This window comes from Pseudomonas sp. P4_C1 (genome assembly GCF_056402155.1).
This window is the reverse complement of record NZ_JBFUHY010000023.1, coordinates 1-15,561: the sequence shown is the minus strand read 5'-3', so window position 1 is coordinate 15,561 and position 15,561 is coordinate 1. Positions and strand designations below refer to the sequence as shown.

The 15,561-nt window shown below is 57.0% G+C and carries 14 protein-coding genes and 1 pseudogene; 3 read left to right on the top strand and 12 right to left on the bottom strand.

Features of this window, described 5'->3' with window-relative positions; all coding sequences use genetic code 11:
- Window positions 1-33: 33 nt before the first annotated feature.
- Window positions 34-1,026, top strand: coding sequence for a LacI family DNA-binding transcriptional regulator (locus tag AC1DU9_RS15390; RefSeq protein ID WP_477810437.1), 993 nt, complete (start codon window positions 34-36; stop codon window positions 1,024-1,026).
- A 285-nt stretch (window positions 1,027-1,311) separates the two neighbouring features.
- Here AC1DU9_RS15390 and AC1DU9_RS15385 read toward each other — a convergent pair whose 3' ends face one another.
- Both AC1DU9_RS15385 and AC1DU9_RS15380 read right to left on the bottom strand, forming a co-directional pair.
- A complete protein-coding gene (locus tag AC1DU9_RS15385; protein ID WP_223458758.1) occupies window positions 1,312-2,724 on the bottom strand; it encodes an aldehyde dehydrogenase family protein in 1,413 nt (470 codons plus the stop codon).
- Between the two features lie 4 nt (window positions 2,725-2,728).
- Window positions 2,729-3,778 (bottom strand): homoserine dehydrogenase, encoded by a 1,050-nt coding sequence (locus AC1DU9_RS15380; RefSeq protein ID WP_477810436.1) that lies wholly within the window; start codon window positions 3,776-3,778, stop codon window positions 2,729-2,731.
- Between the two features lie 267 nt (window positions 3,779-4,045).
- Between AC1DU9_RS15380 and AC1DU9_RS15375 the strand changes: the two are divergent.
- A pseudogene (locus AC1DU9_RS15375) lies at window positions 4,046-4,174 on the top strand (DUF6124 family protein); the annotation flags it as partial.
- Between the two features lie 315 nt (window positions 4,175-4,489).
- Here the strand turns inward: AC1DU9_RS15375 and AC1DU9_RS15370 are convergent.
- From AC1DU9_RS15370 to AC1DU9_RS15340, 7 genes are all read right to left on the bottom strand, one after another.
- The gene (locus AC1DU9_RS15370) at window positions 4,490-4,927 is read right to left on the bottom strand and encodes an Lrp/AsnC family transcriptional regulator (RefSeq protein ID WP_008003746.1); all 438 of its coding nucleotides are present in this window, start codon (window positions 4,925-4,927) and stop codon (window positions 4,490-4,492) included.
- Window positions 4,928-4,949: 22 nt separating this feature from the next.
- Window positions 4,950-6,329, bottom strand: a complete 1,380-nt coding sequence (gene thrC, locus AC1DU9_RS15365; RefSeq protein WP_477810435.1) for a threonine synthase — start codon at window positions 6,327-6,329, stop codon at window positions 4,950-4,952.
- Between the two features lie 16 nt (window positions 6,330-6,345).
- Window positions 6,346-7,236, bottom strand: coding sequence for a LysR substrate-binding domain-containing protein (locus AC1DU9_RS15360; RefSeq protein ID WP_477810434.1), 891 nt, complete (start codon window positions 7,234-7,236; stop codon window positions 6,346-6,348).
- Between the two features lie 60 nt (window positions 7,237-7,296).
- On the bottom strand, window positions 7,297-8,727 hold the full coding sequence (locus AC1DU9_RS15355) for an amino acid permease (protein ID WP_223458750.1): 1,431 nt from the start codon (window positions 8,725-8,727) through the stop codon (window positions 7,297-7,299).
- A gap of 150 nt (window positions 8,728-8,877) precedes the next feature.
- Window positions 8,878-10,155: a cystathionine gamma-synthase family protein gene (locus AC1DU9_RS15350; RefSeq protein WP_223458748.1), complete on the bottom strand. Its 1,278-nt coding sequence runs from the start codon at window positions 10,153-10,155 to the stop codon at window positions 8,878-8,880.
- 394 nt (window positions 10,156-10,549) lie between these two features.
- Window positions 10,550-11,488, bottom strand: coding sequence for a carbohydrate kinase family protein (locus tag AC1DU9_RS15345; protein ID WP_223458746.1), 939 nt, complete (start codon window positions 11,486-11,488; stop codon window positions 10,550-10,552).
- A 90-nt stretch (window positions 11,489-11,578) separates the two neighbouring features.
- Window positions 11,579-12,238, bottom strand: a complete 660-nt coding sequence (locus AC1DU9_RS15340) for a nucleoside triphosphate hydrolase (protein WP_223458744.1) — start codon at window positions 12,236-12,238, stop codon at window positions 11,579-11,581.
- Window positions 12,239-12,385: 147 nt separating this feature from the next.
- Between AC1DU9_RS15340 and AC1DU9_RS15335 the strand changes: the two genes are divergently transcribed.
- Entirely contained in the window at window positions 12,386-12,511 is a 126-nt protein-coding gene (locus tag AC1DU9_RS15335; RefSeq protein WP_477810433.1) for a hypothetical protein, read from the top strand.
- Window positions 12,512-12,527: 16 nt separating this feature from the next.
- On the opposite strand, the gene AC1DU9_RS15330 is transcribed toward AC1DU9_RS15335, so the two are convergent.
- From AC1DU9_RS15330 to AC1DU9_RS15320, 3 genes are all read right to left on the bottom strand, one after another.
- A complete protein-coding gene (locus tag AC1DU9_RS15330) occupies window positions 12,528-13,454 on the bottom strand; it encodes an ABC transporter substrate-binding protein (protein WP_108219387.1) in 927 nt (308 codons plus the stop codon).
- A gap of 46 nt (window positions 13,455-13,500) precedes the next feature.
- Window positions 13,501-14,523, bottom strand: coding sequence for an ABC transporter permease subunit (locus AC1DU9_RS15325; RefSeq protein WP_477810432.1), 1,023 nt, complete (start codon window positions 14,521-14,523; stop codon window positions 13,501-13,503).
- The coding region (locus AC1DU9_RS15320; protein WP_477810431.1) for a sugar ABC transporter ATP-binding protein at window positions 14,520-15,561 on the bottom strand (1,042 nt) is incomplete at its 5' end. The genes AC1DU9_RS15320 and AC1DU9_RS15325, both read right to left, overlap by 4 nt.

The following is a 15,561-nucleotide window of genomic DNA, read 5'->3' as shown; positions in this document are numbered from 1 at the left end:
GATTCTGCGTCAACCTGACCGGGCTCACCTCGCATGACTTCAGTGAAAGACGTTGCACAGCTGGCCGGCGTGTCCCTGATGACGGTTTCTCGAGCGCTCAATAACCCGGAAAAACTGAGCCCCGAAACCCTTCAGCGGGTGCGGCGCGCCATTGATGAACTGCAATTCGTACCGAGCCTGTCGGCGCGCAAAATGCGCGGCGACAACCTCCAGTCGCGAACTATCGGAGTGTTCGCGCTGGACACCGCGACCACACCGTTCGCGGTCGAGCTGTTGCTGTCCATCGAACAGACCGCACAGCAAGCCGGCTGGAATGTCTTTATCCTCAACCTGTTGAGCAACCCGCCCACCGACCAGAACATCGACCTGATGTTGTCGCACCGTCCCGACGGGTTGATCTTCAGCGCCATGGGGTTTCGCCAGGTATGCATTCCCGAGCGCTTGAAAAGCAAACCCCTGGTACTCGCCAATTGCCTGGCCGGAGACAGTCACCTGGTCAGTTATGTGCCGGACGACGAATCTGGGCAGTATCGCGCCGTACATCACGCGTTGAGCCAAGGCTATCGGCGCCCTCTGTGTATCAATCTGCCTAAACAGAGTCTGGCCTGGGGCCTGCGACAAAAAGGCCTGCAGCGTGCCTGTCAGGCATTCGGCCTGGCGCCTGACGCACTGCTGCAATACGACCTTTCCGATCATGATGCCTATGGTGAAACCGCAGCCATCCTCGACCGGCACATCATCGAGGGTCGTCCCCGGTTCGATGTTCTGATCTGTGGCAACGACCGCATTGCCTTTTGTGCCTATCAGCTATTGTTGGGCCGTGGCCTGAAAATTCCCGACGATGTCGCCGTGCTCGGCTACGACAACATGATCGGTATGGCTGAGCTGTTCATCCCGCCGCTGACCACGGTGCAACTGCCGTACTACGAGATCGGTCGCAAGGCTGCCCGGCACCTGATCGAGACCCTCGACGTATCGGGAGCCCAGCCAGTTGATTGTCCATTGGTGGTCAGGGCATCGCTATAAGATTCAGTTAATTCGGTGATAGCGCGCCCGCTTGCATTCGATTTGCCACTAGCCTGTCACCGACCGCTCATGGCCCAAAGGGTCAGTCACGACATGCACAAAACCGCCAGAAGTCGTCATTCTTCAGATCTCACCGCCCCTCAGATTGCAACAGACGCTTTCTTGGCGGTTATCAGCTCAGTGAAAATATTCAACTTCTCCTTTCTCCCCATTCAGCAAAACGCATTGGGCCGGTGACCAAACCGACCCAATGCCATACGAGCTGATCCACTTACCGCGAATCGACTAACCCAACGTGTTAAGGCACACCACCTTGGGCTGGGTCATTTCCTCGTAGGCAAAACGCACCCCTTCCCGGCCCAGGCTACCGTACTTGGAACCGCCAAACGGCATCGCATCGAAGCGGTAGTCGGAAGAGTCGTTGATCATCACTCCCCCGGCTTCGATCCTCCGTGCGGCGCTCATCGCGGTAGCCAGATCATTGGTGAAGATCCCGGCATGCAGGCTGTATTCGGGTTCATTGGCCAATGCGATGGCTTCATCGAAGGTTTCGAACAGCTGCAATACCACCACCGGAGCGAAGACTTCATTGCGCCAGAGTCGACTGGCGTGATCGACGTTTTCCAACACGGTGGCGGCGTAACACGATCCTGCACGCCGATGGCCGCAGAGCAATGTGGCGCCCTCTTGCAAGGCCTCGTTCACCACTTGCTCGGCATTCTGCGCAGCTTGCGCAGTAATCATGGGGCCGATATCGGTGTCGGCCAGCAATGGATCGCCGACCACAAGCGCACGGGCCTGGCTGACGAATCGCTCCCGGAACGCTTCATAAATCGACGCCTGAATCAGCAAGCGTTGAGTGCCTACGCAGTTCTGCCCCGCTGCCCAAAAAGCTCCGGACACGCAACTCTCGACAGCGGCCTCAAGGTTGCAGTCGCCCATGACGATTACCGGCGCATTGCCGCCCAGGTCCATGGCCAGTTTCTTCAACCCGGCCGTGCGGGCAATCTGCTCTGCGGTGACGAAACCGCCGGTGAAGGAAATCATCCGCACCTCACGGGCGGCGACCAACGCCTTGCCCAGTTCCGCGCCGCCGGTGGCGACTGTGACCACTGATTCAGGCAAGCCTGCCGCGACCAGATAAGACACCAGTTTAATGGCCGACAATGGCGCGAGCTCGGAGGGCTTGAGAATCACCGCGTTACCGCCCGCAATGGCCGGACCGAGCTTATGCGCCACCAGGTTCAACGGATCGTTGTACGGCGTGATCGCAACGATCAGCCCCAGAGGCTCACGGGAAAACCAGCCCTGACGCGATTCGGAGCCTTCATAAGCGTCGAAAGGCACCACCTCCCCGGCATTGCGCCTGGCCTCCTCGGCCGACAGCTTGAGGGTGTTGACGCAACGCTTGACCTCCTTTTCCGCCTGTTTGAGGGTCTTCCCGGCCTCGTCGACGATCAGCCTGGCAAACACACCGGCATCATGTTCGATGTTGATTGCGGCTTGCTCAAGAATGCGAGCCCGACGATGACGCGCTAACTGCGCGCACGCTCGTGCACCACTGCGCCCAGTCTCCAACAACTGGGGAACTTGCGACGCACAGACATTCGTTACGCTGCCGATGACGGAACCGTCATAGGCGTTAAAGACTTCAATGGGCGGCTCCACGATATCCAGAACCAGGCGCGATAATTTCACAGGCTTACTCCTGGTTGCGTGCAATGGACTGATGGATGCTGACGATGTCCGAGAGCAGCGCAAACGCTGTTTCCGTACGCCCGGCTCCCGGCCCCGAAACCGTCACCGCACCGAGCAGTTCGGAGGTAAACGACACCGCGTTGGTCGCRCCGCCGACACTGGCCAGCGGATGGTCGTTGTTCAACAGCCGCGGTTCGACACTGGCACTGATCGAACCGTCGGCATGGCGCATCGCCGACCCGATCAGCTTCCAGCGCGCACCGTCCTGCCGGGCTTTTTCGATGTCGCCAAGGCTGAGGGACGAAATGCCGCTGCACGTGACGTCACTGACCGTCAGCTTCGCGTCCAGCAGTTCATTCGCCAGGATCACCACCTTGAGGCGCACGTCATGCCCCTCGACATCCGCCGTCGGGTCGGCTTCGGCGTAACCCAGCGCCTGAGCCTTGGCAACGGCCTCGGCAAACCCCAGGCCGCCTTCCATGCTGGTGAGCACGAAGTTGGACGTGCCGTTGAGAATCCCTTCAAAACCGACAATGGAGCTGCCGGCCAGTGCCTGCCGGGCCAGGCGGATAACCGGCGTGCCGCTCATGACCGAGCCTTCGTATTCAAAGGCGACATGCTTGCGTCGAGCCAGTGCCTTGAGCTCGGCGCCGTGCAAGGCGATGGGGCCCTTGTTGGTGGTGACGACATGTTTGCCGCCCTCCAGCGCCCAACGGCAGAACGAAGTTGCCGGTTCACCGTCCACCGGGTTGGTAAACGTGGCTTCAACAATAATGTCCGCGCCGGAGTCCTTGATCACCGCTTCATTGAGGGCTGTGACGTCGCCACCCGACAGTTGCGCCAATGCACCTTTGACTGCCGGCAATTGGGCGAGCACATTGGCGTCCAGCCCTTCGCGGCCAATCACCGAACCGAGAAACAAGTCAGTCACACCAACGATTTTCAAGGTGAAACCCAGTTCTGTTTTCCACTGTTCGTTGCGTTCGGCAATCAGCTGAGCCAATGCCCGGTTAACACCACCAAAGCCAACCAGCGCCAATTTGTATTCAGTCATTTTGTTATGCCCTCGATCCGGGGAATGGGTTGTTGGGCACTAGGTTAGGGCTGGGCCCAGGGCAGTGAAATAGGCCAATTTGCTCTATTTTATGGGCGTTTTGACCAGTGTCAGGACAGAGTTTCGGAATCGGGTAGGAGTGAGCTTGCTCACGATGGCGGTCTTACATTCAACATCAATGTTGACTGTTGTGGCCTCATCGCGAGCAAGCTCGCTCCCACAGGTTTTGGGGACAGCTCGCGCCACCGATTTGGCCAAAGCTACCCGATGGTGCATCAACTGGTGGATCATCTGGAGGGTGGTGACCGCAATGCCCTGCTGGGCATTTCCAACAGCGTGATGCTCGCAGAAATCACCGCGAACCGCGTGCTTGATCAAATCGAGCTGGCCGCATAAACCCGCCTCACCACTGCCCCCTGTGGGAGCGAGCTTGCTCGCGATGGCGGCGTGACAGTCAATAGAGATGTTGGATGACAGGGCCTCATCGTCGGAACGCCGCCCGGAGCAAGCTCGCTCCCACAGGGATTGTGGCCGGCCGTGGGATTGGCGGTCACTGAAGATCAAAACTGTRGGAGCGAGCYTGCTCGCGATAGCGGTGGGGATATGGTTGCTTTTGCCCTGGCAACGTTGGGATGAAACGGGTGAGAGTGCCATGCCTGGCGCACGCATAAAAGCCAACACAGGTTGGCTTTTGGCGGTACGAAAAATGGGCTACACGACAGACGACAGCACAAAGGAGGTCACGGTGTTTTCCACCCCGGGCAACGCGGCAATTTCAGTCCAGACCTTGTGCACCCGCTGCGGGCTCGCAGCGCCCACCCGCAGCATCAGGTCGAATTCACCGCTCATGACATCGCACTGGATGACTTCCGGAATGGCCCGTAGCGCTTGCAGCACTTCCGCCCCCCGCATCCGGTCGTAGCGGTAAACGAAAATCACCGCGTTGATGTTCGAAGTGGCTTGTCGCCCCTCCCCCGTGCGTACCGTATATCCCTGTATTACCCCGTCGCGTTCAAGTCTTTCTATACGTTGGCGCACCGCATTGCGTGACAGATTGACCTTGGCTGCCAGCTCGGCATGTGCAGCCCTGGCATTGAGCTGTAGTTCCGCGATGATGTGTTCATCGAGGGGGTCCAGAATTCGCTTCACTTGGCCTCCTGTTGTCGCGCCTTCACAGCGCGCCGAGCAGCTCATGGATGGTATCGAGGTCGTCCGGTTGAATCCGGTAAACCTGCGCCTGTCCTTGCGTCGCGACCTCAAGTTGCGGTCCCGCCACACTGATGCCCAACTCGCCAAGCAGTGCCGCCGACTTGACCGGCGAGATTTCCCCCAGGGTCACCATTGGCGCCACCAGGCTTCGCCGATACAATCGGGCGGCCAGCACGCCAGTGGCTGTATGCGGGTCGATGACGTATCCCGTGTCGCGATACAGCGAGGTGATTTCCGTCAGCGTCTGCTCATCACTGACCGCGTAGGAGTCGATGATCATCCGCGCCTGCAACCAGAATTCGTTGGCGATGACCATCTCGCCGCTGGACTCGAACCCCTCCATCAGCGCACACACCGCCTGGTCGTCACGCCCGTAGAGCTCCCAAAGGAAGCGTTCCAGATTGGAAAAGATCGACAGGTCCATGGCAGGCGAAAGCGTCTTGTTGGCTCGTGACCTGCTGTAGTGGTTCTTCTGAAACAACTGATGCAACGCGTCGTTCTGGTTGGTCGCAACAATCATCTGGGTGATCGGCAGGCCCATTTTTTGCGCGATGTAGCCGGCATACACCTCGGCAAAACTCGCCGCCGGCACACTGAAACCGATCGGTCGCTGGCCGCCTCCCAGTTGCAACACGGCGTGGAAGTAAAACACCAGTTGCGCCAACACACTGACCCAGTTACTCGAGTTGAAACTGATCGCCTCGTGCTGCGTATTCGGCCATTCCCGGAACAGCCGGGTGACGATGGTCTGGCACTCATCGAAGCTGCCATTCACTGCAAACTGATGAACCCTTGGGTGCGCCGCTGCTTGCAGATGCTGGAGTTGGTCCAGGGGGACGCCCTTCTCTGGGTAAAACACCACCACGCAGGTGTCCTCGCAGTGCTTGAACGCCTCGATGGCCGCCAGCCCGGTATCGCCGTTGGTGGCACCGATCACCACCCCGCGACGCCCGCGCTTGCGCAGAAAATACGGCACCAGCCGCGCCTGCAACTGCGCGGCAAAATCCTTCGAGGAGCGAGTCGGGCCGTGGAACAGTTCCAGCACCCACTCGTTACGATCGACCTGATGCAAAGGCGCCAGGGAACGGTGGCTGAATTGACTGCCAGCCTCTTTGAGCAGGCGCTTGAGGTCTGTCTCGGGGATCGCCTCCCCCACGAACGGACTGATCACCCTGTAGGCCAGTTCGTCATAGGGCAAGGTCGACCAGTTGGCGATGTCCTGCGCTTCAAACAGCGGCAGTTCAAGCGGTACGAACAGCCCACCGTCCTCGGCAATGCCAGACAATACGACCTGTTCGAAGTCGACCTGCACGGCCGAATTTCGGGTACTCACATAACGCATGGTTGGCTCCGGCCATTCATTTGAAACGATGTGCCTGCTCGACCAGCCAGGTGGAAAACATCACTGCGTCGGGGTGCTGCTCGGCCCCGGAACCGCGCACAAGGTAAAAAGACTCGCTGGCTTCGATACGCTGGGTAAAGGGTTCGACCAATCGTCCGTCCTGAAGCATCTCCTCCACCATCGAGGACCGCGCCAGGGCGATCCCCTGCCCTAACTCGGCCATGCGCAAAGTGCAGATCAATGTGTCGAACTGCATGCCGATCGAGGAGTCGACGGTGTCCGCACCGACCATGTTCAACCAGTAACCCCAACCCTCTTCGTAACCCAGAACATGCAACAGCGGATGGTGCGACACGTCCGCCGGGATCGTCAGCGGCGACTTCGCCATCAGGTCCGGCGAGCAGACCGGAAACAACGTGTCCCAGGTCAGGCGCTGCGACACCAGGCCGGGCCATTGACCGTGGCCCCAGCGAATCTCCATGTCATCCTCACCGTCCAGTTCCTTGACCCAGATATTGCTGATGTAGCGGATATCGACATGCGGATGCGCCTGGCTAAACCCCGCCAGCTTGGGTGCCAGCCAATGCACGAAGAACGCCAGGCTGCCACGCACCTTGATCGGCCGACGTTTGTGCTGGCCAAAAATCTCGTTGGTCCCCACTGCCAGTCGCGTGATCGCATCCTGCACCACCGGCAGATAAGCCTGGCCTTCCTCGGTCAGCCCCAGGCCACGGGGTAAGCGCTTGAACAGTGCCACCCCAAGATGACTCTCCAGTTGGCGGATCTGCTGACTGACCGCGCCCTGGGTCAAAAACAGTTCTTCGGCGGCATGGGTGAAGTTCAAACAGCGGGCAGACACCTCGAATGCCCGCAGCCAGTTCAATGGGGGTAGCGTCTTTTGCTTCATGGCTTGAACCTCTTGGACGCCCCCTCCACCGAGCACGCTTGCCCATCCCGTCGACGCTGACTAGAACGCGTCGGACGGTTGTGCCAAGGGGGCAACCGACAAGCGTCGCTCGCGGCTTTTGCGGGTAATGTAATACACGAAATAGCACCAGGCGATGAAGGGCAAACCGAAGTACAACGCCACTCGCTGCTCCGGATCGAAGGCAATCCCGACACACGCCAGACTGCAGCAGACCAGCGCTCCCAACGGCACCCATGGATAACCCCGGACACGGAATTTCAAGTCGCGGATGTCACCGCCGTTGGCCACATAGTGACGGCGGAAAGCAATCTGGCTCGCAGCGATGCTCATCCAGACCACTACGACCGCCAATCCGGAGATCGACACCAGTGCCAGATAGATGGTGTCGGCGGCAAACACACTGCTGAGCAACGAGGCAGCCCCACCCGCCATGCTGATGATAATCGCGTTGAGCGGCGTGCCCATGCGCGTCAGTGCCGAGAATCGCTTGGGCAGGTGACCCTGGTCACTCAGCGTCCAGATCATCCGTGACGCGGCATACAAACCGGAGTTGGCGGCCGACAGCAAGGCACTGATGATCACGAAGTTCATGATGTCTGCCGAATAGGGAATCCCGATGTAGGTGAACACAGTCACGAATGGACTCTCTACCAGGCCGGCCTGCTCTCGAGGCAATAGTGTTGCCAGGACAAAAATGGTCCCTACGAAAAAGATCGCCAGGCGCAGCACGGTCGTGCGGATGGCACGCGGCACGTTGCGCTGCGGGTCTTTGGTTTCCCCTGCGGCAATACCGATCAACTCAGTGCCGGAGAATGCAAAAGACACCGCCAATAACGTCATGGCTATCGGCATGACTCCGGTAGGAAAAAGTCCTTCGCGAGTGAAGTTGCTCAACCCGATACTGTGGCTCTGCTCGATGTGCAGCAAACCGAGAATCGCGCCACCGCCAATCATCAAAAACACGATGACGGTCACCACTTTAACCAGAGACAACCAGAACTCGGTCTCAGCGAACAGGCGCACCGAAATCACATTGGTCAGAAACACCAGACCTGCAAACAACGCACTCCAGATCCATACCGGTGTATCCGGGAACCAACGCACCATCAAGATACCGGCGGCGGTGAATTCAGAACCGATGGCCACCGTCCAGGTCAGCCAATACAGCCAGGCGACGGTATACCCGGTACCGGGCCCCAGAAAGCGGGTGGCATATGTACTGAACGAACCGGTTTCCGGCATCTGTACCGCCAGTTCGCCCAGGCACATCATCACCATGTAAACCATGAGCGCGCCGATGATATAAGCGATCACCGCACCCAGAGGACCGGCCTGGTTAACCGTATATCCAGACGTGAGAAACAGCCCGGTACCGATGACGCCACCTAATGCCAACATGACAATATGCCGTGTTTGCATTTCCTGTTTAAAACCGGAACGCGAGTGAAATTGTTCTTCTTTTATGGACATGGTTGCTCTCATGAAAGTTATTAGGGCGCGAATTAACGTCTGCGATGACTGACTGGGCAGAGAAAAAACAGATCGCCACTAAGTTTTATTATTATTCCACTTCATGAACGCCCCACTCACATCCTTGCAGTGAGGTTTAACGCTAACGCTTCAGCTTGCAACTTCGGCGCAACTTTCATTGATTGAAAGCTGCGTGTTTGATGGTGCGGGTTCGTTGCCCGCCCCCCTGACAAATGCGAACGCCTGTTTCAGGTCGTCGAGCAGATCGTCGGTGTCTTCAATGCCGACAGAGATCCGCACCAGCCCTTCGGAAATACCCAGGGCCAGGCGTTCCTCCAGCGTGTTCTCGACATGGCTGGTGGTGCGGGCCGGACCGTAGATGGTTTCCACCGCACCGAGATTGCCCGCGCAATGGGCGAATCGCAGTCGTGGCAAGAGTACCTTGACCGTGTCCATGCCGCCCGCCACCACAAAGCTGACGATGGCGCCGAAGCCGGACATTTGCGCACACGCCACCGCATGATTCGGATGGCCTGGCAAACCGGGATAATTGACCGACTCCACCAAGGGTTCGACGCAGAGGTACTCGGCCAGTGCGCGGGCACTGCGCTGCTGCTGACGCATGCGCAGCACCAAGGTTTTCATGCCGCGAATGATCATGTAGGCGGAGAACGGGTCGAGCGTCGCACCGTTGATTTCCCGGTAATGACGCACCTTGTCCATCAGTGATTCACTACCGCACACCAGGCCGCCAAGCACGTCGCCGTGGCCGCTGAGAAACTTGGTGGCACTGTGAATGACCACGTCCACACCCAGTGCCAGCGGGTTCTGATTCAATGGCGTGGCGAAGGTGTTATCCGCCACCACAATGGCACCGACACGCTTGGCCGCAGCCACCAGACGCTCGATATCGAGTATTTTCAGCGTCGGGTTGGTTGGCGTTTCCAGATACACCAATTGGCAACCTTTGGCGATTTCGCGTTCGATTTCTTCGTGATCGAACGTCTCGCACAACGTCACGTTCACACCGGTGCGTGGCAGGAACTCTTCGAAAATCTTGTTGGTGCCGCCATAGCTGTCCCTGGTCGAGACCACCCGATCGCCATGGGCCAGGAAGGTGTAGAGCACGCTGCTGATCGCCGCCATCCCGCTGCTGAAAGCCACGGCTGATTCGGCCAGTTCCAACTCGCAAATCTTTGCCTCGAGGGTCTCGACTGTCGGGTTGCTCATGCGGCTGTAAATAAAGCCGGGCGCCTTGCCCAACGCAACGTCGTACCAGACATCGATGTCGTCATAACCATAGGCGGCACTGACCACGATGGGCGTTTGAGTGGCGTTGTAGGGATGCCTGACCTGCTCCCCGCCCCACACGGCACGGGTTCCCGCACCTGCATTAACAAACCCTGCGTTGTCTGGTTTTTTATTCATAAAGACTACTCGCACTGAGGGTGGCGAATGTTGAGTCACTCACCGGATCTGGCGGCCAATATAGTGAAAAGCAGCGCCGCCGAGAAACGATGTTATCGGTGCCAAAGGGCCGCTTTTTTTAATGGCTGTGATTGCGTGGAGCCAGGTCGATTGCAACCTTTCACCACAAGGCGGAGCACGGCGGCTGGAGCGAAACGATCTCTTTCGCCGCCTGCTTGAGTTGAGCGCCATCGAAATTCGACACACCGATGACGTGAGTTTTTCCTTGATCGCGCGCGACTGCCAAAACCCCGGCATCAACGGCGAGTGCAAAGTTTTCCCGTGTTGATATCCGGCACGGAGGCGGCGCGATCAGGGTAGAGTGCAGTGCCGACGAAACAATCCTGACCAGATATCAATGCAACTGATGCCGAAAAGGTAAGTCCGGACCGTTTTTACCGCAGGTCAGGGCCGCGGCGCTGACGGCAAAGTCGAGCATTGCGTCGATCTGTTCACGGCTCAAGCGTTGCAAGCCCTCCACCGAATCCAGTTGCTGCTCAGTCAGCCAAGCAATCAATGCCGCTTGGAAGGTGTCACCGGCGCCTACGGTATCGACTATCGCCACGGCACGGGCCGGCACCGACCAAGTGCCATGACGGCGGCTGAAAACTGTCGCGCCCTGACCGCCACGGGTGAGGAATACCAGTTGGCAGCGGTGCTCCAGCCAGCCCTCGATCACGCTCTGCGGATCACGCTCTGGGTAGAGCAGGTTCAGGTCTTCGTCACTGACCTTGATCAGATCGGCATGTTCGACCAGAGCGCCGATACGTTCGCGCCACAATTCGATATTCGGCTCTGGGTTGAGTCGCACGTTGGGGTCGAGACTGATCAGGCGTTTGCCACTTTCCCGGCAGACCAGAGCCAACAGGGTATCGGCAATCGGCTGCACCACCAACGAGAACGAGCCGATATGCAGCCCTCGCACCTCAGCGCCCAACTCAGGCAAATGCCCCGGCAACAGCTGACGATCAGCGCAGCCTTCGCCGCGAAAGCTGTAATGCGGCGAGCCATCGGCACCAACGGCGACCATGGCAAGAGTGGTCGGTGCGTCGAAGTCCTGAAGGTAATCCAAACGCACGCCCTCCTCCTGCAATACTTGCTGTAAACGCCGGCCCAGATAGTCGATGGACAACCCGGCAAACAACGCCACGTCGATACCCAGGCGCCGCAGCCCGACGGCGACATTGAACGGTGAACCGCCGGTAATGGCCTTGTAGTTTATTTTTGAAGCTTGAGCTCCGGGGTCGTTTTCACTAAAAAAATCGAACAGCGCTTCGCCACATACCAGATACATAGTCGTTTGCTCTTTAATGGTTCGCTACAGGTTGTTGATAGCGTTAATTGGCCTGTTGATAGGCAGCCACGCCGGCTGCGACACTCTCGTTCAAGGAGAAGAAGCAGGTTCTTCATCTGTGATCGTGAAGTCAGCTCTACTGCTGGCCGAAATCACAAACTCGGCATTCGGAAGGTCGTTGCAATGAACTTTTTCATAGGCAGTAGACTCATCGAACCCGAATGATCGCCATCGATCAAGCAGTCGCGTCTCCAGGGTTTTACGGTCAACCTGCAGCATAATGGTGGTGTCAAAACAGTCCTTTAAGGACGACCATGGGGCAAGATTCAATAGAAGGTAGTTTCCTTCCACGATGAGATATTTCACGTCAGAGGAAACCAATCGTCCTGCGGCACGGGATATCTCCAGGTTACGATCGAATACTGGAACGGCAACCGTTGGTTCGTTGTTCGCACGAAGCCGCAGCAGCAGACTCCTGAAGCCACCCACATCGAATGTTTCGGGGGAGCCCTTACGGTCTAAAAGGTTCAAGGATCCAAGAACCGCGTCATCGTAATGAAAGCCATCCCCGGGGATGACCGCTGCACTCCCCGGCATAATACGATTAAGGGCCTCTACCAAGGCCTCAGAGACGGTGGACTTACCGGCACCAGGTGGCCCCGCCAGCGCAACGACAATTCGATTACCAGGCAGAGCCTTGACGTAGTCAAGTAGCTCTATGCTTACTATTGTGTTTGCGTTGGAAAACATGCCAGGTTTCTCGTCAGCAAGCGTCGTTCACGCCCCCATACCGAGATACGTGGAGCTTGAACAATACTTATGGATACATAATGACAACAGGATCAACTGAATCCTTAGCGAGCACACCTCTAAGAGGCCAATAATTGRAGCACATCCATGGGCCTGATACTTAACCAGAGCCACCGGAAGATCATTAAATTCAGGCTGTTCGGCTACTACGAGTACCTCGCAGCAGCCATTACCCGCATTCCAGATGTGGCTGGATACCCCTATGCCACCTGACTAAACCGCATATTAGTCATTGGTCAGCTTGCCAACCTTTGTACTCCATAACATTAGCTCGGGTTACAAGTGAGGGTTGAAGCAGTACCGTTGTGCTCTCCAGGGATTTGCCATTCAGCAGGTCGTTACCCATCGTTACGGCCTGTTGTGCCTGGCCCCAAGGGGACTGAGAGGCAGAAGCCTGGATCTGTGTATCGCTTTTGAGTGCTGTCTCAATATCGGGAGCCCCATCCACCGATGCGATAATGATGCCTTTACGCTTGAGTTGTTTTGCTGCCAGGTCTGCACCTATGGCTTGGGGATCATTGATAGCGAACACCGCGTCGATTTTTGCAAAGCGAGTCAGGTCGCCTTGCATCACGCTGTAGCCACCTTCTCGCGAGCCTTTGGCATCCTGATTATCGGACAGTACCTTGATATCAGGTGCCTGTGCGAAAACACTCTTACACCCATTGACACGATCCAGGACTGCTGAAGTCTGCGTACCATTCTGGATAATAACGTTACCCTTGCCACCCAGCTGCTCGGCAATGTACTGACAGACTATCTTGCCGGCTTCAACGTTATCTGTCTGTACCGTGGCGTTGGCACCCTGCACCATGACATCAACCCCCACAACCACTATGCCGGCCTTTCTGGCTTTGGCAATCGCAGGTGCAATCGCTACAGGGTCGACGGCATTGACAAGAATCAGGTTTACGCCCGACGAAATGAAGTTATCGATCTGGGTGAACTGCTTGTTTAGATCGTAGTCGGCCGAGACTGAGGTGAATTTTGCGGCGGGGTTGATCTGCAATGCCTGCGCTTTGGCGCCATTTACCATCGCTACGAAATACGGATTTCCCAGCGAGCCAACGGTTATCCCGACGGATTTCAATTCTTGCGCTTGAGCGGTATTAAATGCCAGGAGTGCACAAGCAGCGGCCAATATTGTTTTTTTCATGAGCACAGTCTCTTATTGTTGGAGTATTAGAGGAGTTTTATAGAGTTCAGGTTCGTGCGCCGGCCTGCCGAAAACGATCGAGTGCTACCGCCCCGATGATGACGACACCCTTGATGATGTATTGCCAGATATCCGAAACGCCCAGCAATATCAGACCGTTGGAAAGTGTCGCGATGATCAGGGCGCCAATCAGCGTACCGACGATGGTGCCGACGCCGCCGGTGAAACGTGTGCCACCCAGGATGACGGCGGCGATAGCGTCGAGTTCATAGGACTGGCCCATTTGCAGACCGTTGGCCGCCATCAAACGAGCGGAAGTCATGATGGCCCCCACACCTGCCAGCAAACCGGATATGGCGTAAACGAAGAGCTGGACTTTCCAGACCTTGATTCCCGATAACCGCGCGGCCTCAGGATTGCCACCCACTGCGTAAATCTGTACGCCTAAAACCGTCCGGCGAAGAATGAGCCACGAAAGAGTCACCACTACCAGCGCGATGACAACCAGCCATGGCACCCCGAACAACGTATCGTTTCCAATGAAGGCAAATGACAAGTCGGGGTTGAACACCGTTTTGTCTTCGCCGATGAGGCGTGCGATCCCACGCATCGCCGTCAATCCGCCCAGTGTGACTATAAACGCAGGCAGCTTGCCAAAAGCGACCAATACGCCATTGACGAGCCCGAGCAACAGGCCGATTCCAAGCCCCGCAGGGATGGCCAGAGAGGACAATCCGGGAACTTGCGATACCAACAGCGCCACTACCGCGGAAACAGCCAGGATCGAACCCACTGAAAGGTCGATGCCCCCGGTCAAAATCACGAAAGTCAGACCGGATGCCAATACCACATTGATAGAGGCTTGTTGGCTGATGATCGAGAAGTTCTGCGCCGAGAAGAAGTTGTCGCTCATCAGGCTGAAGCCCACACACAGGAGCAACAATACGGGGAGCATGCCCGCTACCCTCATCAGTTGGCGCATTTTTTCCTGTGCGCCAGGTCCGGCAATGTTCCGCGTATTGGGTGTGATGAAGTCACTTGCTACTTTGCGTTGCAGTGGGGAAGTCATTGAACTAAGTCTCCGTTGGCTAGAGTCAAGCTGTCGCTGCCTGTGGCAAACGCGATAATGGTTTCGGGTGTGATATCAACACCGCTGCGGCCACCGAGTTCGGCGACAAGTTTCCCTTCACACATGACCAATACACGGTCAGCGATACCAACAATCTCTGGCAGTTCACTTGAAATCATCACTACACAAACGCCGGAGGCGGCCAATGCATTGATTATTTTATATATCTCTGTTTTGGCTCCAATATCGACACCCGAGGTGGGTTCGTCCAGGAACAGCACTTTGGGCTTCATCTCAAGCAGACGAGCCAGCAAAACCTTTTGTTGGTTGCCTCCAGACAGCGCGCCGACATTGATGTCTGGAGATGCTTTGATATTGAGTGCCTGAATGGCTTGTTCGGTGCGTCCGGTTCCAGCCGTCCGGTCCACAAAACCCGTCAATGAAGCATCATTTCCCAATACACAAACATTGATATTGTCGTGGACACTCATATCGAGAAAGAGGCCCAAGGCTTTACGGTCTTCTGTCAGATAGGCGATACCTGCATTGCCTGCATCGCGAGGGGAGCGTATGGCTACAACTTCGCCGTCCAGTTCAATGTGTCCACCCGAGTATGCATCGACACCTGCAATTAATCGGGCAAGTTCTGTTCTCCCTGAGCCCACCAGCCCTGCAATCCCGAGAATTTCGCCAGCATACAGATCGAAACTGCAATCTCGAATTTTTAAACCATCAGTAAGGTGGCGGACACGTAGTACCGGTTGCTCGTAAGAACACGTAGCACGCTCATGGGCATAGAAACCGGAAACATCGCGACCCACCATCATCCGGACCAGGGTTTCAGCCGATAGCGTGCCACGGTCCAGCGAACCCACGTAACGGCCGTCCCGGAGCACCGAAACAAAATCGGACAATGCGTATATCTCAGCCATTCGATGGCTGATATAGATGATCGCGACACCGTCATCACGTAACTGGCGAATCAACCTAAATAGACTTTCCGTCTCTTTTGAAGACAGCGGCGTTGTAGGCTCATCC